Origin of the sequence: Erwinia typographi (assembly GCF_000773975.1) — a bacterium.
Lineage (GTDB): Bacteria > Pseudomonadota > Gammaproteobacteria > Enterobacterales > Enterobacteriaceae > Erwinia > Erwinia typographi.
The window spans coordinates 1-18893 of the sequence record NZ_JRUQ01000040.1; the positions used below are offsets into that span (position 1 = coordinate 1).

Here is an 18893-nt window from a genome sequence, read left to right on the forward strand (position 1 = left end):
TTTTGCTATCTGCGATTCGTAAAGGATTTGCCCCCTCTTTTCTTTTCGATTTCTTATCACTTGTTTTACGCTTTTTATCATCAAGTCTCCCGGCGCTTTTACCGATAACCGTTTTGGTTTATTACAAAGGAGAAAGCGATGACAACTATCAGTTCCAGCACCAGCGCAATCAGCTCCGTCAGTTCCGGCGGCGGCTCAACGTCACAAATTGCCAGCCTTAACAAACAGATCGCCCAGCTTCAGACTCAGCTAAAAGATCTGAGCAGCGATACAACGCTGACCGATGAGCAAAAATCGGAAGAGCAGACTCTGGTCGAAAGCCAGATTCAGATGATTGAAGCGCAGATCGCGCAGATTGAACAGCAGCAGGCAGAGAAAGCGCAGGAAAAGCAGGCCAGCCAGAAAGACGCGACTGCCGCCAGCAGCAAAGCGGCCGACGGCGTTAATCGCCCAACCGACAGCAACACGCTAAACGTTTATATCTAAAATGCCGGGTTGGTTTCACGTTGCTGCGTCAGCAGGGCCGCCTGCTGACGCACTTCTTGCCAGATAGCCTCTGCGGCAGGCGTTAACGAACGATTCTTACGGCGCACCAGCATGATAGTTCGGTTGATCTCCGGCACCATGCGCCTGACCAGCAGCGGCCTGCCCTGCGGCAGCGGCAGCGCCAGAGCGGGCAAAATGCTGATGCCAATTCCGGCCTCCACCATCGGATACAGCGTGGCGGGGTGTCCAATCTCCTGCACAATCTCCGCCTGAACCTGCTGCACTCGCAGCGCCTCATCAATCAACACCCGACTGCCGGAAGCGTAATCCTGTAGCACCAGCAGGCGATGATTCAGCATTTGCCAGCGAATGGTTTGCTGCGCAGCCAGCGGGTCGTCCTGCCGACACAGCAGCAAAAACGGTTCATCCAGTATCGCCTCGCACTCAAAGTCCTCAACCGGCAGCGGACCGATAACAATACCGAAATCTACCTCAGCATTACGGATGCTTTGCAATACCCACTGCTGCGGACGGTCGCGCAGCATCATCTTAATATCCGGGAAATGCAGCTGACTGGCCGCAAGGCACTGAGGCATCAGGTGCGCGGAGATGGTCTGGCTGGCCGCCACTCTGACCGTCCCGCTTCTCTGCTGACCATAGCTGCGCACGTCCAGCAGCGTAGTGTGCAACTCTTCCAGCAACCGCTCAAGACGACTGGACAACTGCTCGCCCGCCTCGGTCAGCAATACTTCACGCGTGGTGCGGTCAAGCAGGCGAATGCCCATCTCCCCTTCCAGCTCTTTGATACTGTGGCTGACCGCCGACTGGCTGAGGCCAATCATCTGCCCGGCCTGGCTAAAGCTGCCCTGCTGAGCGACGGCGACAAACACACGAAGTTGACGAAGCGTATAATTCATCTTTTTTATTCATAGATGTATTCAATAAATCAATTTTATTTCTAAACCCGTCCGGCGCACAATAACCTCCATCAATATTTTAACCAGGCGTTAACAATGGGTATTTTCCGTATCGATCCACTGATGTTGAAGCTGATTATTACCGTGCTGCTGGCGACTTTCCTGCCAGCCCGCGGGCATTTCGTGGAGTTCTTCGAATGGCTGACCACGGCAGCTATCGCCCTGCTGTTCTTTATGCACGGCGCCAAGCTGTCGCGCGAGAAGATTATTGCCGGTGGCAGCCACTGGCGCCTGCACCTTTGGGTCATGTGCAGCACCTTTGTGCTGTTTCCGATCCTTGGACTGCTGTTCGTCTGGTGGCACCCGCTGCCGGTGAGCGCGGAAATTTACACCGGCTTCCTCTATCTCTGCATTTTGCCCGCTACCGTCCAGTCCGCCATTGCGCTGACCTCGCTGGCCGGAGGAAATGTAGCGGCCGCCGTGTGTAGCGCCTCCGCCTCCAGCCTGCTGGGCGTGTTCATCTCCCCTCTGCTGGTCGGGCTGGTGATGAACGTGCACAACGATGCCGCCAGCGGCAGTCTCGAACAGATCGGTAAGATTATGCTTCAGCTGCTGGTGCCCTTTGTGCTGGGGCACATTTCGCGCCACTGGATTGCTGGCTGGGTGGAAAGAAACCGTGGGCTGATTGGCAAAACCGATCAGGCGTCGATTCTGCTGGTCGTTTATTCAGCCTTCAGTGAAGCGGTGGTGAACGGCATCTGGCATCGGGTGGGCGCGTCTACGCTGCTCTACATTGTGGTTGGCAGCCTGGGCATTCTGTTTGTCGTGCTGGCAATCAACCTGCTGGCCGCACGGCTGTTCGGCTTTAACCGTGCGGATGAGATCACCATTCTGTTCTGCGGTTCCAAAAAGAGCCTGGCGAACGGCGTACCAATGGCTAACATTCTGTTCCCGTCGGCGTCGGTCGGGATCATTGTGCTGCCGCTGATGATCTTCCACCAGGTTCAGCTGATGGTCTGCTCAATGCTGGCGCAGCGCTACAAAAAATCGGGTGAGAAGCTGGCGGCAAAGCAGCAGCAGGCAAACCCGACGGTGGTTGAATCACAGAAATAAGCGGGAAAATGGCGCAGGGAGGCGCCATCAGCACTCGGGCCTGAGGAAAAGGACTAACGCTTCAGCGGCTTAACTAACCCTTCCAGTCCCTCAATTTTTATCGCCAGGGTAAGCTGCATCAGCTCACCCAAATGGCCCGCCGGAAATTCGCCCTTACGGGCGAACCACAGCAGATAAGGCTCTGGCAGGTCGATCAGCATCCGCCCCTTGTATTTGCCAAAGGGCATTTCGGTATTGGCGATCTCAATCAGGTTCTCTTTTTCCATTTCAGTCACCCAGCAGGCGGATCATCTCCGCTTCGTCAATCACTTCAACCCCCAGTTCCTGCGCTTTCGCCAGCTTGGAGCCTGCCGCTTCTCCGGCAATCACCAGATCGGTTTTCTTCGAGACGCTGCCGCTGACTTTGGCTCCTAATGCCGTCAGGCGATCTTTTGCCTCATCGCGCGACAATATCGTCAGCGAACCGGTCAGCACCACCGTTTTACCGGCGAAAGGACTGTCGATCTCTTCAGCTTTAACCACCACCACCGCTGGCCAGTTAATTCCGGCAACCTCTACCAGCTGGCGGATAACTTCACGGTTGCTCTCTTCATCCATAAAATTACGCAGGTGGCTGGCAACCACGGTGCCGACATCCTGTACCGCGATCAACGCCTCAAGATCGGCAGCCATGATCTTATCCAGCGAGCCAAAATGCGCGGCCAGATTGGCGGCGGTCGCCTCACCAACTTCGCTGATCCCCAGCGAATATAGAAAGCGAGCCAGCGTAGTCTGCCTGGCCTTTTCCAGCGCGCTAACCACGTTCTGAGCCGATTTTGGCCCCATCCGGTCCAGACCGGTGAGTATTCCAGCCGTCAGGGTGAACAAGTCAGCCGGCGTTTTCACATATTCTTTTTCTACCAGCTGGTCGATAATTTTATCGCCCATGCCGTCCACGTCCATCGCCCGACGCGAGACAAAGTGTTTTAACGCTCCCTTGCGCTGCGCGCCGCAGATCAACCCGCCGGTACAGCGCGCCACTACTTCTCCCTCTACACGCTCCACGTCGGAGCCGCAAACCGGACAGTGCAACGGAAAGACCACTTCTCTGGCATCCTCAGGACGCTCTGACTCCACCACGCCGACAACCTGAGGTATGACGTCGCCCGCCCGGCGGATCACCACGCGATCGCCAATGCGCAGCCCAAGACGCTCGATTTCATCGGCATTATGCAGCGTGGCGTTGCTGACCATCACGCCAGCCACCTGTACCGGCTCCAGGCGGGCAACAGGGGTAATCGCCCCGGTGCGGCCGACCTGAAACTCGACGTCACGCACGGTCGTCATCTGCTCCTGGGCAGGGAACTTGAAAGCCACCGCCCAGCGAGGAGCGCGGGCAACGAAGCCGAGCTGCTCTTGCAGATCCTGCGAATCAACTTTGATCACCACGCCATCAATATCAAACCCTAAGGTCGTCCGCTGCTGCTCAATCTGCCGGTAAAACGCCAGCACCTCATCGCTGGTATGACAGAGGCGAATCCGATCGCTGACCGGCAGGCCCCAGGCTTTGAACTGCTGCAACCGCGCCATATGGCTGCGCGGCATCTCTCCGCCTTCCAGCAGGCCAAGGCCATAGCAGAAAAAGGTTAGCGGACGTTTGGCGGTGATACGCGGATCAAGCTGGCGAAGCGACCCCGCCGCGGCATTGCGAGGGTTAGCAAAGACTTTACTGCCGGTGCGGCGCGCCTCATCGTTCAGCGCCTCAAACCCGGCCTGCGGCATAAACACCTCGCCACGAACTTCAACGCGAGAAGGAATATTGTCACCGTGCAGGCGCAGTGGAATGGCGCGGATGGTTCGCACGTTGGCGGTAATGTTCTCGCCAGTAGTGCCGTCACCCCGCGTTGCCGCACGCACCAGCAAACCGTCCTCGTACAGCAGGCTAACGGCCAGCCCATCCAGCTTCAGCTCGCAGCAGAAGGTGATGTCATCCGTATTTTTTAAACGGTCCTGCACGCGCTTATAGAACGCCAGGTAGCTCTCTTCATCAAAGGCGTTATCCAGCGACAGCATCGGCACTTCGTGGCGCACCTGCTCAAACGCGCTCAGCGGCGCCGCCCCCACGCGCTGGGTCGGCGAGTCGGGCGTGATCAGATCGGGGTGGGCCTCTTCAAGCTCGCGCAGTTCGCGCATCAGCCGGTCATATTCCGCATCCGGAACCTCCGGGCTGTCCATTACGTGATACTGATATTCGTGATGGCGGAGGGTGGTTTGCAGCGCAGTGATTTTGTCTTGTACGGATTCCATAGCGGCACCATAGCGATAAAAAACCCCCGACTGGCGGGGGTCCTGAAAAACGAGGAGTTTGGCTGTTGCCTTAACGCTCAGTGGGTCAGGCGTTGGCCTCAATCACATCACGGATACGGTTTTTATACGTTTCCAACTTTTGTGGCGTCATCATGCGGCGCTCGTCATCCAGCACTACGCCGCCAACGTCATCAGCGATACGCTGTGCGGATTGCAGCATCAGCTTAAAGTTCTGATTCGCGTCGCCGTAGGAAGGCACCATCATAAAGATGGAGACGCCAGGCGTGGAGAAGTCAGACATTTCATCCGGATTGAACGAACCGGGTTTCACCATGTTAGCCAGGCTGAACAGCACGGGACCGCTGCCTGCCGGGTTCAGATGGCGATGGAAGATATTCATCTCGCCAAACTGGAATCCGGCCTGGAGCACACCCTGCAACAGCGCTTCGCCGTTCAGCGTGCCGCCAGCATGTGCGCCGACGTGCAACACCAGCACGGTTTCCTTAGCGCGCTCCGGCTTCGTCGCGGCAGGCGGCGCTTCAGGCGCTGGCTTAGCCTCGGCCACCGGCGGAACGGGTTCAGACTTCGCCGCAGGCTGCGCTGGCTGACGCGGCGCTTCAGGCTGCGGCTGACGAACAGGTTCCGGCTCCGGCTCATCGTCGAAGTTAAACTCCGGCTGAACCTCATCCGGCAGATCGTCGCCGAACAGCGGATCGCGTTCCGGCTGGCGATCAACCGGCGGCTGCTGACGCACGGGTTCGGACGGGGCTCGCGGTGCGACAGCACGCGGTGGCGCTTCATCAGTGCCAAAAGCTGCAGGAGAAGATGCAGGGTCTTCATCTTCAGCGCGCAACCTTTTCACCCGCACTTCACCCACGCCTTCATCGACGTCGTCAAATGCCTCTTCTCTATCCTGTTTTAAACGCTTGTGAGGGCGATCGCGAAAAACAGATGAGCGCTCTTTACGGCTGGTCCAGAGGCCATGCAGTAAAAGCGCTATTATGGCGATCGCGCCAACAACGATTAATATCAGACGCAAATCCTGCATCATTGTATTCTCTGTTGTTCCAATACCTTGCCACCGCGGCAAACTTTATCCTCTAACTGTATTTGCCCTGGATAACAAGTGCAAGTCCGTGCAGTATTTTCTGACAAATAAGCGTGCATCAACACGGTTTTTTGCTGTTTTTTCGTCCAAATGGGCAGTGGTCAGCGCAAATGGCTGGGTTATGATAGCGTAGCAACAGCGTTTGTAAGGAGAAAATCAGAACATGTCCACGATGAATACCGCGAAATCCGCCAACGGTATCCACTATTTTTCGCAGGGATGGCAACTGATCCGCCTGCCGGGGATCCGTCGCTTTGTGATTGTGCCGCTGCTGGTTAACATTTTGCTGATGGGCGGTGCCTTTATCTGGCTGTTCTGGCAACTGGGCCACTGGCTTCCGGCGCTGATGGCAAAGGTGCCCGACTGGCTGCAATGGCTGAGCTACCTGCTATGGCCGCTGACGGTCATCTCTATTCTGCTGGTGTTCAGCTACCTGTTCTCCACGATAGCCAACTGGATAGCGGCGCCTTTTTGCGGCCTGCTGGCGGAACAGCTGGAGGCGCGGCTGACCGGCCAACCGCTGCCGGACAGCGGCTGGATGGGCATGGTGAAGGATATCCCGCGCATTATGAAGCGTGAATGGCAAAAGCTGGCCTGGTATCTGCCGCGCGCCATCGTGTTGCTGCTGCTCTATTTTGTGCCGGGCTTTGGACAGACCGTCGCGCCGGTGCTGTGGTTTCTGTTCAGCGCGTGGATGCTGTCGATTCAGTACTGCGATTATCCGTTCGATAACCACAAGGTCAGTTTCCAGCAGATGCGCACCGCGCTGCGCCAGTACAAAACGGACAATATGCAGTTTGGCGCGCTGGTCAGCCTGTTTACGATGATCCCGGTGCTGAATTTGGCCATTATGCCGGTGGCGGTTTGCGGCGCAACGGCGATGTGGGTTGACCGCTATCGCACGACGCTGGGCCGGGTCGACTGAGGGCTTATGCCATTTCTTTTACCCTTATTGCTGCTTAACATATATATATACGATTTCATCACTTCCTTGAAAAACTGAACCGGGTATGCTTTTAGCGTTCCCAATATTTCATACAGTTAAGGACGGGCTATGAGTAAGATCTATGAAGACAACTCTTTAACAATCGGTCATACGCCGCTGGTTCGACTGAACCGCATCGGTAACGGTCGCATTCTGGTAAAAGTGGAATCCCGTAATCCCAGCTTCAGCGTGAAATGCCGTATCGGTGCCAATATGATTTGGGACGCAGAGAAGCGCGGCATACTGAAACCGGGCGTCGAACTGGTCGAGCCGACCAGTGGTAACACCGGCATCGCGCTGGCCTACGTTGCCGCCGCCAGAGGCTACAAGCTGACGCTGACCATGCCGGAAACCATGAGCGTCGAGCGCCGTAAGCTGCTGAAAGCGCTGGGCGCCAATCTGATCCTCACCGAAGGCGCCAAAGGAATGAAAGGCGCGATTGCCAAAGCGGAAGAGATTGTCGCCGGCAATCCGGACAAATTTGTACTGTTACAGCAGTTCAGCAATCCGGCAAACCCGGAAATCCATGAGAAAACCACCGGCCCGGAAATCTGGGAAGATACCGATGGCAATCTGGATGTCTTTATTGCTGGCGTAGGCACCGGCGGAACGCTGACTGGCGTTAGCCGTTATCTGAAAAATACCAAAGGCAAAAAGGATCTGATTTCGGTCGCGGTTGAACCAACCGACTCCCCGGTCATCGCTCAGGCGCTGGCAGGCGAAGAAATCAAGCCAGGCCCGCATAAAATCCAGGGGATCGGCGCTGGCTTCATCCCTGGCAACCTCGATCTGAAACTGATTGACCGCGTGGTGGCCATCTCCAACGAAGAATCCATTTCTACTGCCCGTCGCCTGATGGAAGAAGAAGGGATTTTGGCGGGTATCTCTTCTGGTGCTGCGGTAGCGGCCGCGCTGAAATTGCAGGAAGAAGAGGCCTTCGCCAATAAGACCTTCGTGGTGATCCTGCCTTCCTCCGGCGAGCGCTATTTGAGTACCGCGCTGTTTGCCGACCTCTTCACGGAAAAAGAGCTGCAGCAGTAACATCGTGGCGGCGGATTTGTCTAAAAAAGCACCCAAATGGGTGCTTTTTTGTGGAGTCCGTCAAACTTTTGCCACCCTGTAGATTGCTTTTACCCGTCAGTGTCTGGTATCTAAGCAGCCATTATTTCGATCCACAAAATTAATCGCCGCGTGAGTTGGATCAAGCTGAATCGATTTACTCGTTTGGCGCAGCGGCATAAATAGCGGCATAATGGGGACAGGAAAGCGAGACGAGAGTTGCAGGATTCACCCCCGCCTCCTCCCTACCCTTAACAGCGCATTTTTTGGTGCGTCTCAGTACGCAGACCAGCGCGACTCATCCAGGCTAAAGTCCTGTCACCAGGCTAGACTTTAGGTCGATAACATCAAACCAAATTAAGTTGGGGAAAAAGAATGTTCCAGCAAGAAGTTACCATCACAGCACCTAACGGCCTCCATACCCGCCCTGCTGCACAGTTCGTAAAAGAAGCGAAAGCCTTTGCATCAGATATCACCGTGACCTCTAACGGCAAATCAGCCAGCGCAAAAAGCCTGTTCAAGCTGCAAACGCTGGGTCTGACTCAGGGAACCGTCGTCACGCTGTCTGCTGAAGGTGAAGATGAGCAGAAAGCCGTTGAGCATCTGGTTAAGCTGATGGCAGAGCTCGAATAAGCGCCTCTTCTCATGCCGGGCCAGTAAAATTAGTGCAAACATATTGATCGCGGACAGCATGTCCGCGTTGTTGCTTTCGTAAAGTACGTTTCTGCGTAACACGAGGGTAATCAGCACGCTATGCTGTCGCCCGTTCGGGCTGGCTCGCTGAGTAGATTAGCCAACAGTTTCTGGATCGATCGCCACGGGTGATTACTAGTCATTAAAAAGGTAGGGTTATGATTTCAGGTATTTTAGCATCACCGGGTATCGCTTTTGGCAAAGCGCTTCTGCTGAAAGAAGATGAGATAGTCATCAACCGGAAAAAAATTTCTGCCGACCAGGTTGAGCAGGAAGTTCAGCGTTTTCTTGACGGTCGCGCCAAGGCTGCCACGCAGCTGGAAGCGATCAAAATCAAAGCCGGCGAGACGTTCGGTGAAGAGAAAGAAGCCATCTTCGAAGGCCATATTATGCTGCTGGAAGATGAAGAGCTGGAGCAGGAAATCATAGCCCTGATTAAAGACGATTTGGCTTCTGCCGACGCGGCTGCTTTCTCGGTGATTGACGGCCAGGCGAAAGCGTTAGAAGAGCTGGATGATGAATACCTGAAAGAGCGTGCGGCCGACGTGCGCGACATCGGTAAACGCCTGCTGCAAAATATTCTTGGTCTGCACATTGTCGATCTCAGCGCCATCGCTGATGAAGTCCTGCTGGTCGCGAAGGATCTGACGCCGTCAGAAACCGCACAGCTGAACCTCGACAAGGTGCTGGGCTTTATTACCGATCTGGGTGGCCGCACCTCGCACACCTCGATCATGGCACGCTCTCTGGAGCTGCCGGCCATTGTTGGCACCGGTAACGTCACCTCTCAGGTGAAAAACGACGATTACCTGATCCTTGACGGCGTAAACAACCAGATTTACGTGAACCCAACGGCAGAGAAAATTGAAGAGCTGAAGGCGATTCACAACCAGTACGTCACCGAGAAAAACGATCTGGCGAAGCTGAAGGATCTGCCGGCGATCACCCTTGACGGCCATCAGGTTGAAGTCTGCGCTAACATCGGTACCGTTCGTGATATCGCGGGTGCCGAGCGCAACGGCGCAGAAGGCGTTGGCCTCTACCGTACCGAATTCCTGTTTATGGACCGCGATTCGCTGCCAAGCGAAGAAGAGCAGTTCCAGGCTTATAAAGCCGTAGCGGAAGCGATGGGCTCTCAGGCGGTGATTGTGCGCACGATGGACATCGGCGGCGACAAAGATCTGCCGTACATGAACCTGCCGAAGGAAGATAACCCGTTCCTGGGCTGGCGCGCCATCCGCATTGCCATGGACCGTCCTGAGATCCTCCACGCTCAGCTGCGCGCAATCCTGCGTGCTTCCGCCTTTGGCAAACTGCGCATCATGTTCCCAATGATCATCTCCGTTGAAGAAGTTCGCACCCTGAAAGGCGAGCTGGAGACGCTGAAATCGCAGCTGCGCGCCGAAAGCAAAGCCTTCGATGAAAGCATCGAAGTGGGTATCATGGTGGAAACGCCGGCTTCAGCGGCAATTGCCCACCATCTGGCTAAAGAAGTTGATTTCTTCAGCATCGGCACTAACGACCTGACGCAGTACACGCTGGCGGTAGACCGTGGTAACGATCTGATTTCCCATCTCTACAACCCTATGACCCCTTCCGTCCTGACGCTTATTAAGCAAGTTATTGATGCGTCTCATGCTGAAGGCAAATGGACTGGGATGTGTGGTGAGCTGGCTGGCGATGAACGTGCTACACTGTTGTTATTGGGAATGGGGCTGGACGAGTTCAGCATGAGTGCCATTTCTATCCCGCGCATCAAGAAAATTATTCGTAATACGAATTTTGAAGATGCGAAGGCATTAGCAGAGCAGGCGATGGCTCAACCGACAGCGGATGAGTTAGTGAACCTGGTCAACAAGTTCATTGAAGAAAAAACACTCTGCTGAGACCTTGAGACGCTGGCCCAATATTACTGCTTAGGAGAAGATCATGGGTTTGTTTTCAAAACTTTTTGGCGATAAGTCAGATACCGCATCTGGAGCCATTGAGATCGTAGCGCCGCTGTCTGGTGAAATCGTCAATATCGAAGACGTACCGGACGTAGTGTTTGCGGAGAAAATTGTTGGCGACGGCATCGCTATCAAACCTACTGGCAATAAAATGGTAGCGCCGGTTGATGGCACCATCGGTAAAATTTTCGAAACCAATCATGCATTTTCCATCGAGTCAGACAATGGCATCGAGCTGTTCGTCCACTTCGGAATTGATACGGTTGAACTGAAGGGTGAAGGCTTCAAGCGCATCGCTGAAGAAGGCCAGAAAGTGAAAAAAGGCGACGTGGTTATCGAGTTCGACCTGGCACTGCTGGAAGAAAAAGCGAAATCTACCCTGACGCCGGTGGTCATCTCCAATATGGATGAGATCAAAGAGCTGGTTAAACTGACGGGTTCAGTGGTCGTAGGTGAAACGCCTGTGATCCGTATCAAAAAGTAATCGGCTTTGCGTCGGGAGTAAAAAAGCCCTCTGAGCAGTCAGAGGGCTTTTTTTATGGCGTTTTGCGGCCAGGAGGAAAGGGTCAGCTCAGCGCCTGGCGCAGGCTGAGGGTGTCAGGCGACGAATCGTTCAGATCCAGCTGCTGCTCCAGCTCATTGAGGTGGGCAATCATGATGTCCTGCGCGCGCGCCAGCTCCCCCGCCTTCAGCGCGGCAACAATAGCGCCGTGCTCTTCACACTGACAGGCCGGAATATCATTACGCTGATACAACGCCACAATCAGCGAGCTGCGCACCATCAGGTTGGCAAGAATTTCGCTCAGGACCTTATTGCCGCTGATTTTAGCCAACAGCAGATGAAACTGACTCAGCTCGCGGACCACTTCGCGGCGGTCATTCAGCGCGATAGCCTTTTGTTCTGACTGCTGCTGAGCCTCAAGATCTGCCAGCTGAGCCGCCATACTCTCCGGCGTGATGCAGGCAATAATGGCGCTTTCGATTGCCCGGCGGGCAGTAAAGATTTCACGCGCTTCACGGGCTTCGGGCTGCGCAACCATCGCGCCACGGTTTGGCTCAATGGAGACGATATGCTGTAGCGCCAGCCGTTGCAGGGCAGACTGTACGTGGTTGCGGTTAGCGTCCAGCACTTCAACAATCTGCGCCTCAACCAGCCGCATTCCCGGCTTTAACCGATGCTGAGCAATGGCGATGGACAGCGCTTCCACGATCCGCTGAACTTCCTGTTGCTTGCTGGTCGCAACTTTACTCATCCCTTACCTCATCAACGTGATTGCTAACGATATCAGCCGGTAATCATAGCACCCGACGGTATAATTAAACCACCCAGTGTGGCAGGCGCAGCGTCAGTTCCAGCCCGCCATTCTTACCGTTGACCGCGCTGACTTCGCCCTGATGGGCCAGCACCACTTTACGCACGATTGACAGCCCCAGTCCGTAACCCTTACCGGACAGCGGAGAGTTAACCCGAACAAAGGGATCGAAAATGCTGGAGAGCTTCCCGGCGTCCACGCCCGGTCCCTGGTCAATCACGCTAATCGCCAGCCAGTCCTGCTCCTGGCGCAGTGAGATGCTGACCTTTTGCCCCTGTAGCGAGAAACGGAGCGCATTACGCACCACGTTTTCAACCGCCGAGCGGATCAGCTTTGCATCCCCTTTCACCGTGTAATCCCCGGATTTGTCGGCATGGAGCAGAATCTCCACGCCGGGGATCTGCGCTTCGTAGCGAGCATCGTTAGCGACGGCCTCCAGCAGGCCAAGCAGGTCGAAATACTGCTCGTCCGGCAGGCTTTCGTGTTCCGCTCGGGAAAGCGTCAGGAGCTCACCGATCATTTTATCCAGGCGGCGAGCTTCTTCATCAATACGATCCAACGACTGCCCTACCGACTCCGGCGTCTGGCGGGCAAGCCCGGTCGCCAGCTGCAGGCGAGCCAGCGGCGAGCGCAGTTCGTGAGAAACATCATGCAGCAGCTCTTCACGCGCCTTCACCAGCACCGAAAGTCGCTCTACCATGGCATCAAAGTCCTGCGCCACCACGGAAAGCTCATCGTGACGTCGGCGCATAATCGGGAACAGCCTGACGGAGAGGTCGCCTTTCGATACGCGGTTGAATCCTGCACGTAGCTGGCCCATCGGCCGCGTCAAATTCCAGGCAAGGAACAGGCTGAATAACAACCCGCCGCCGCCAGCAATAAACAGCATCGGCTCAGGCACGTTCAGAAAGTTGCGGTGAGGTCCGCCCATATTGCTATCTTCGCGCAGCCCCTCCACATCATAACGCAGCTGATATTGTCGTCCGTCAGCCCCGGTTACCCACTCAATCACTTCTTTCGGAAATTCTCCGGGGCGCAGGTTGCGATTTAACTCGCTGCGGGGGATCTCCTGGGGAGGCTCCGGCATCAGCTGCACGGAAAAAAAGCGGCGATCCTTATCTGACCAGTCCGCCATCATATCATTCAGCGCGTCCATGCCTCCACGCTGGAGAACCGAGACGGCGGAGGTCATTTGCAGATTAACGATACGCCTGGCCGCCTGGGATTCAGGCGGTTCATGATGCTTGCCGTACAGTGAGAAACTCAGCCACAGCAGCTGGCTCATCAGCAGAAAGGTCAGCCAAAAGCCCAGCAAAATTTTCCAGAACAGCAGCCCTCTGACCCCTGCTTTCATCGGATACGGTAGCCTATGCTACGCACGGTTTCGATGTTAATGGTATCGTTGGTCAGCGTCGCCAGCTTCTGGCGGATATTGCTGATATGCACATCCACGCTGCGGTCGTAGGCTTCGCGCGGGCGGCCCAGCCCCTTTTCGGAAAGCTCATCTTTCGACACCACGCGATCGGGCGAACGCAGTAGCAGATCGAGCAAATTAAATTCGGATGCCGTCAGGTCAAACGCCTCTTTTTTCCATTCGCTGATGCGCGTAGCGGGGTTCAGCGTCAGGTCGCCCCAGCTCGCCAGTTCCTTACTTTCCACCACGGTCGGTAGCTCTTCCACACGGCGCAAAACGGCGCGCAGTCGGGCCACCAGCTCGCGAGGATAGCAGGGCTTAGGCATATAGTCGTCCGCACCCATCTCCAGCCCAATCACCCGGTCGATATTATCGCCTTTGGCGGTGAGCATAATTACCGGCAGGCGGCAGCTTTGCCGAACCTGTCGCAGCACGTCAATTCCGCTCATATCCGGCAGCATAATGTCGAGGATCATCGCGTTGTACTCGCCGGACATCGCACCTTCCACCCCAGCCTTGCCGGTTAATACCAGCGAAGCGTCAAAGCCTTCGGCAATCAGGTACTGACTGAGCATGGTGCCCAGCTCGAGGTCGTCATCAACCAGTAAAATTTTCATGCAGCGTCTCTCTGTGATTCAGCCGCTATTTTCACCCGTCGGCAACATAATAGCAGCAGGTTTTACCTAATCCTTACAGTGTATCAGCAGGAATGAAATGCGGGAGGGCGGTCTGAAAGATAACCTGTTGAAAGCGCGGGTCGAACGACGTCGACCCGGAGGAAGCCCACCGAAATTAATATACTCCGGTGGAGAGGTAGCGGTCACCACGGTCACAAATAATAGCGACGACCAGGCTGCCAGGCTGCTCCTGCGCAATCCGCAGCGCGCCGGCGACTGCTCCGCCGGAGCTTACGCCGCAAAAAACCCCTTCGCGCCGCGCCAGCAGACGCATGGTTTGCTCCGCTTCCTGCTGAGACATATCTATCACCCGATCCACCAGATCCGGGCGGTAGATACCGGGCAAATACGCCGAGGGCCAGCGACGAATGCCGGGAATGCTGCTGCCCTCTTCAGGCTGTAGCCCCACGATCTCAATGCTGGCGCTCTGCTCTTTCAGGAAGCGTCCCACGCCGGTGATGGTACCGGTGGTGCCCATGCTGGAAACAAAGTGGGTCAGGCGTCCGGCGGTCTGCTGCCAGATTTCCGGGCCGGTAGTGGTGTAATGCCCCAGCGGGTTATCCGGGTTGTTGAACTGATCGAGCACTTTGCCTTCGCCCCTGGCCTCCATCTCTTTCGCCAGATCGCGCGCCCCTTCCATCCCCTGTTCGCGGCTAACCAGGATCAGCTCTGCGCCGTAAGCCTGCATCGCGGCCTGGCGCTCAACGCTCATGTTGTCTGGCATCAGCAGCTTCAGCGCATAGCCTTTCATGGCGGCAATCATCGCCAGCGCGATGCCGGTATTGCCGCTTGTCGCTTCGATCAGCACGTCGCCAGGCTGGATTTCGCCGCGGCGTTCAGCCCGTTCGATCATTGAAAAAGCGGCGCGATCCTTTACCGAACCGGCGGGGTTATTACCTTCCAGCTTTAGCCAGATTTCGCTGCCGTTGGCTGGCGTCAGGCGCTGCAGTCTGATCAGTGGCGTGTTGCCAATGGTATTTTCTAAGGTTGTCACGGTGCAATTCCTGGAAGGGCCAGAAAAGCTGGCAAAAAAAAGGGTCAGGCAGACCTGACCCCCTGTTGATTTAGAAAATATCAGGCGCTTTGGGCAAAGGCAACCTGTTGCAGCGGCGTTTCGCCTTTGTACAAGCGGGCCTGCTGCAGGCCAACAAACAGCGATTCGCCGCGGACGGGCGCAGTCTGGGCGCCGTCGACCACCAGGGCGATCGGGTCCGTCGACCAGCCTGTCGGCTGGACAACCAGCTGCCAGTAGTGGCCGCGCGGGCTAACTTCCAGAACCTGTACCGGCAGCGGCGTTTCCAGGCTGCTCTGACGGCTGACGTCCACTTCCCACGGGCGCAGGAACAGCTCTACCGCGCCCTGATGAGCCGGAGTGTATCCCAGCGGCCAGTGATGGGCGCCAACGTGGAACTGAGAGCCATGCACTTCGCCCGCAAAACGGTTCACCTCGCCAAGGAATTCCAGCACGAATCGGGTGGCAGGATCGCGCCAGACTTCATCCGGCGTGCCGACCTGCTCAATGTTACCCTGGCTCATCACCACCACGCGATCCGCCACTTCCATCGCTTCTTCCTGATCGTGGGTGACGAAGACGCTGGTGAACTTCAGCTCCTCGTGCAGCTGGCGCAGCCAGCGGCGCAGCTCTTTACGGACCTGAGCATCCAGCGCGCCGAAAGGCTCATCCAGCAGCAAAATCTGTGGCTCCACCGCCAGCGCGCGGGCCAGCGCCACGCGCTGTTTCTGCCCGCCGGAAAGCTGCGACGGGAAGCGCTCGGCCAGGTGGCCCAGCTGCACCATCTCCAGTAGCTGGCTGACTTTTTGCTTAATGACCGCCGCAGAAGGACGTTCACGGCGCGGCAGCACGGTCAGGCCAAAGGCAATGTTGTCGAACACCGTCATGTGGCGGAACAGCGCGTAGTGCTGGAACACAAAGCCGACCTGGCGGTCGCGCGCATGTAGCTGCGTCACGTCCTTGCCCTGGAAGCTAAGACGACCGCTGCTCTGGCTCTCCAGCCCGGCGATAATGCGCAGCAGCGTGGTTTTCCCGGAGCCGGAAGGCCCGAGCAGCGCTACCATCTGACCGGAAGGGATATCCAGTGAAATATCGTTCAGGACCTTAGTACGGCCGAAAGATTTGTTAATGTTGCTGATTTCAATGCTCATGGTTCCCCTCCTGTTGCAAACGCTTCTGCTGGTGCTCTAAACGCCACTGCAGCGCGCTTTTCAGAAACAGTGTGACTATCGCCATCAGGGTCAGCAGCCCGGCCGCCGTAAAGGCGCCGACGGTGTTGTAATCCTGATGCAGTAATTCAACTTGTAATGGCAGCGTATAGGTCTGGCCGCGAATCGAACCCGACACGACGGAGACCGCGCCAAACTCGCCGATGGCGCGAGCGTTGGTTAATACCAGTCCGTACAGCAGCGCCCAGCGGATATTGGGCAGCGTCACGCGCCAGAACATTTTCCAGCCTGACGCGCCCAGCAACACCGCCGCTTCATCTTCATTGCTGCCCTGGCTTAACATCACCGGCACCAGTTCGCGGACGACAAACGGACAGGTGACAAAGATGGTCACCATCGCCATGCCCGGCCAGGAGAACATCAGCTGGACATTCTTCGCATCCAGCCAGCCGCCAACCGGGCCGTTAACGCCCCAGAACAGCAGGTACATCAACCCTGCCACCACCGGCGACACGGCAAAAGGAATATCGAACAGCGTCAGCAGCAGCTGGCGCCCCGGAAAATCAAAACGCGTCACCAGCCAGGCCAGCAGCGTACCAAACACCAGATTTACCGGTACGGTAATCAGCGCCATCAGCACGGTCAGCCAGATCGAATGCAGCATATCCCCGTCTTTCAGGTTGCCGATTAGCGCGCCAATGCCTTCTGAAAAAGCGCTGGCGAAAATGGCTACCATCGGCACTACCAGCAGCCCGAGGGAGATCGCCATGCCCAGCGCAATCAGCAGCCATTTACCCCAGTTGATGCGTCTGCGGCCCACGCCGTTGAACGCGGTTACGTCAGCCATTAGTGACCTCCAATGCGACGGCCAAAGCGGCTTTGTAAGGTGTTAATCGCAAACAGCAGCAGCAGCGAGGCGGCTAAAATGACCGAGGCAATGGCGCTGGCGGCCGGATAGTCAAATTCCTGCAGGCGGATGAAAATCATCAGCGAGGTCACTTCGGTTTTCCAGGCGATATTCCCGGCGATAAAAATCACCGCGCCAAACTCACCCAGGCTGCGGGTAAAAGAGAGCGCCGTACCCGCCAGCAGCGCAGGCGCAACCTCGGGCAGCACCACGCGACGAAAGCTCTGCCACGGCGAAGCGCCGAGCGTTTCGGCGGCCTCTTCATATTCAGGCCCCAGCTCTTCGAGAACGGGCTGAACGGTGCGGACCACGAACGGGATGCTGGTAAACGCCATAGCGACGGCGATGCCCAGCCAGGTATAAGACACCTTAATATCAAACTGCGCCAGCCACTGACCGTACCAGCCGTTAACGGAAAACAGCCCAGCCAGCGTCAGGCCCGCCACCGCGGTTGGCAGAGCGAACGGTAAATCCATCAGCCCGTCCAGCAGCGTGCGGCCAGGAAAACGGTAGCGAGTCAGGATCCACGCCATCAACATGCCGAAGAAGGCGTTAAAGATCGAGGCCACGCCCGCTGACAGCAGGGTCACTTTATACGCGGCCATCACCTGCGGGTTGGTAATCACTTCCCAGTACTGTGCCAGCGTCATCTGCGACAGCTGCATCAGTAAGGCGCTGATCGGCAGCAGCAGGATCAGGCAGGTGAAGAACAGACTGCTGCCGAGGCTGAGACCAAAACCGGGGAGTACGCGCTTGCTTTTAGCGGCAAACATCACTGGTGTCCTGCGGTTAAGAGTTTATCCAGCTCGCCGCCGCTGGCAAATTGGGTTTTCATGACCTGATCCCAGCTACCGAACGCGTCTTCCACGCGGAACAGATCGGTGGCCGGGAAGCGGTCTTTCTGCTGCGCCATCAACTCAGGATTATTCACGCGGTAGTAGAACTGGGTGATAATTTTCTGCGCTGACGGGCTGTAGAGATAGTTCAGATACGCTTTGGCGGCCTTTTCGGTGTTGTTGGCCTGCACGCTTTTGTCGACCCAGGTCACCGGGAACTCCGCCAGAATATTGGTTTTCGGCACCACAACTTCATAGCCGTCTTTAGCATACTGATTGCGAATATTGTTCACTTCAGACTCGAAGCTGATCAGCACGTCGCCCTGGCCCCGCTCCACAAAGGTGGTGGTCGCGCCGCGGCCGCCGGTATCAAAGACCTCAACATTCTTCAGGAACTGGGTCATAAACTGTTCGGTTTTCGCCCGATCTTTACCGTCGGCCTTATCGGCAGCGCCCCAGGCGGCAAGATAGGTGTAGCGACCGTTTCCGGACGTTTTCGGATTTGGGAACACCAGTTTCACATCACTTTTAACCAGATCGTTCCAGCTGTGGATGTTCTTCGGGTTGCCCTTACGCACCAGGAAAGCCATGGTGGAATAGAACGGCGAGCTGTTGTTAGGGAAGCGTTTTTGCCAGTCTGCCGGGATCAGGTTGCCGCGATCGTGCAGGATCTGCACGTCAGTGACCTGATTATAGGTCACCACATCCGCCTTTAGTCCCTGCAAGATGGACAGCGCCTGCCTGGAAGAACCGGCGTGTGACTGGCTGATAGTTAGCTTGTCGCCGTTATTCTGCTCTGCCCACTGTTTCTCAAAGGGGGCATTCAGAGCGACAAATAGTTCGCGCGAAACGTCGTACGAACTGTTTAACAGCTCGGTTGCCTGGGCTGAGCCGGCCAACAGCAGCGAGAAAGCGGCACTGCTTATTATCTTTTTAACCGTCGGTAACGTCATTATGCACCCTGAAAAC

Annotated in this window: 19 protein-coding genes; 7 read left to right on the forward strand and 12 right to left on the reverse strand. The window is 56.3% G+C overall.

All coding sequences use genetic code 11. The features are described 5' to 3' along the window. Positions 1–138: 138 nt before the first annotated feature. On the forward strand, positions 139–486 hold the full coding sequence (locus NG99_RS13375) for a FlxA-like family protein (protein WP_034893593.1): 348 nt from the start codon (positions 139–141) through the stop codon (positions 484–486). Here the strand turns inward: NG99_RS13375 and NG99_RS13380 are convergent. Then, positions 483–1403 (reverse strand): LysR family transcriptional regulator, encoded by a 921-nt coding sequence (locus tag NG99_RS13380; RefSeq protein ID WP_034893596.1) that lies wholly within the window; start codon positions 1401–1403, stop codon positions 483–485. The genes NG99_RS13375 and NG99_RS13380 overlap by 4 nt on opposite strands. 96 nt (positions 1404–1499) lie before the next feature. Between NG99_RS13380 and NG99_RS13385 the strand changes: the two genes are divergently transcribed. Next, a complete protein-coding gene (locus tag NG99_RS13385) occupies positions 1500–2516 on the forward strand; it encodes a bile acid:sodium symporter family protein (protein WP_034893599.1) in 1017 nt (338 codons plus the stop codon). A gap of 53 nt (positions 2517–2569) precedes the next feature. Here the strand turns inward: NG99_RS13385 and NG99_RS13390 are convergent, their stop codons facing one another. From NG99_RS13390 to zipA, 3 genes are all read right to left on the reverse strand, one after another. Further along, positions 2570–2782, reverse strand: a complete 213-nt coding sequence (locus NG99_RS13390) for a DUF3820 family protein (protein WP_034893603.1) — start codon at positions 2780–2782, stop codon at positions 2570–2572. 1 nt (position 2783) lies between these two features. Next, entirely contained in the window at positions 2784–4802 is a 2019-nt protein-coding gene (gene ligA, locus NG99_RS13395) for an NAD-dependent DNA ligase LigA (RefSeq protein WP_034893606.1), read from the reverse strand. Between the two features lie 85 nt (positions 4803–4887). Further along, the gene (gene zipA / locus NG99_RS13400; RefSeq protein WP_034893609.1) at positions 4888–5853 is read right to left on the reverse strand and encodes a cell division protein ZipA; all 966 of its coding nucleotides are present in this window, start codon (positions 5851–5853) and stop codon (positions 4888–4890) included. Between the two features lie 220 nt (positions 5854–6073). Here zipA and cysZ point away from each other — a divergent pair, with 220 nt between their 5' ends. The 5 genes from cysZ (at position 6074) to crr (ending at position 11080) form a co-directional block, all read left to right on the forward strand. Then, the gene (cysZ, locus tag NG99_RS13405) at positions 6074–6835 is read left to right on the forward strand and encodes a sulfate transporter CysZ (RefSeq protein WP_034893612.1); all 762 of its coding nucleotides are present in this window, start codon (positions 6074–6076) and stop codon (positions 6833–6835) included. 129 nt (positions 6836–6964) lie between these two features. Beyond that, positions 6965–7936, forward strand: a complete 972-nt coding sequence (cysK, locus tag NG99_RS13410) for a cysteine synthase A (RefSeq protein WP_034893615.1) — start codon at positions 6965–6967, stop codon at positions 7934–7936. 393 nt (positions 7937–8329) lie between these two features. Further along, on the forward strand, positions 8330–8587 hold the full coding sequence (gene ptsH, locus NG99_RS13415; RefSeq protein ID WP_004158914.1) for a phosphocarrier protein Hpr: 258 nt from the start codon (positions 8330–8332) through the stop codon (positions 8585–8587). 218 nt (positions 8588–8805) lie between these two features. Continuing rightward, entirely contained in the window at positions 8806–10533 is a 1728-nt protein-coding gene (ptsI, locus tag NG99_RS13420; RefSeq protein WP_034893622.1) for a phosphoenolpyruvate-protein phosphotransferase PtsI, read from the forward strand. Between the two features lie 43 nt (positions 10534–10576). Continuing rightward, the gene (gene crr, locus NG99_RS13425; protein WP_034893625.1) at positions 10577–11080 is read left to right on the forward strand and encodes a PTS glucose transporter subunit IIA; all 504 of its coding nucleotides are present in this window, start codon (positions 10577–10579) and stop codon (positions 11078–11080) included. Between the two features lie 82 nt (positions 11081–11162). Here the strand turns inward: crr and NG99_RS13430 are convergent, their stop codons facing one another. The 8 genes from NG99_RS13430 to NG99_RS13465 all read right to left on the reverse strand — a co-directional run bounded on the left by NG99_RS13430 (position 11163) and on the right by NG99_RS13465 (position 18877). Continuing rightward, a complete protein-coding gene (locus tag NG99_RS13430; RefSeq protein WP_034893627.1) occupies positions 11163–11849 on the reverse strand; it encodes a GntR family transcriptional regulator in 687 nt (228 codons plus the stop codon). Positions 11850–11913: 64 nt separating this feature from the next. Continuing rightward, positions 11914–13263 carry an ATP-binding protein gene (locus NG99_RS13435; RefSeq protein ID WP_034893629.1) on the reverse strand — a complete coding sequence of 450 codons (1350 nt, stop codon included), beginning with the start codon at positions 13261–13263 and terminating at the stop codon, positions 11914–11916. After that, complete coding sequence (locus NG99_RS13440; protein ID WP_034893631.1) at positions 13260–13940, reverse strand: response regulator transcription factor; 681 nt, start codon at positions 13938–13940, stop codon at positions 13260–13262. Before NG99_RS13440 ends, NG99_RS13435 begins: the two co-directional genes overlap by 4 nt. Positions 13941–14115: 175 nt before the next feature. Next, the gene (gene cysM, locus NG99_RS13445; protein WP_034893634.1) at positions 14116–14994 is read right to left on the reverse strand and encodes a cysteine synthase CysM; all 879 of its coding nucleotides are present in this window, start codon (positions 14992–14994) and stop codon (positions 14116–14118) included. A gap of 80 nt (positions 14995–15074) precedes the next feature. Next, positions 15075–16163 carry a sulfate/thiosulfate ABC transporter ATP-binding protein CysA gene (cysA, locus tag NG99_RS13450; RefSeq protein ID WP_034893637.1) on the reverse strand — a complete coding sequence of 363 codons (1089 nt, stop codon included), beginning with the start codon at positions 16161–16163 and terminating at the stop codon, positions 15075–15077. Beyond that, entirely contained in the window at positions 16153–17028 is an 876-nt protein-coding gene (gene cysW / locus NG99_RS13455) for a sulfate/thiosulfate ABC transporter permease CysW (protein ID WP_034893640.1), read from the reverse strand. Before cysW ends, cysA begins: the two co-directional genes overlap by 11 nt. Continuing rightward, positions 17028–17861, reverse strand: coding sequence for a sulfate/thiosulfate ABC transporter permease CysT (gene cysT / locus NG99_RS13460; RefSeq protein WP_034893643.1), 834 nt, complete (start codon positions 17859–17861; stop codon positions 17028–17030). The genes cysW and cysT overlap by 1 nt, the downstream gene beginning before the upstream one ends. Beyond that, entirely contained in the window at positions 17861–18877 is a 1017-nt protein-coding gene (locus tag NG99_RS13465) for a sulfate ABC transporter substrate-binding protein (RefSeq protein WP_034893646.1), read from the reverse strand. Before NG99_RS13465 ends, cysT begins: the two co-directional genes overlap by 1 nt. Positions 18878–18893: the final 16 nt, after the last annotated feature.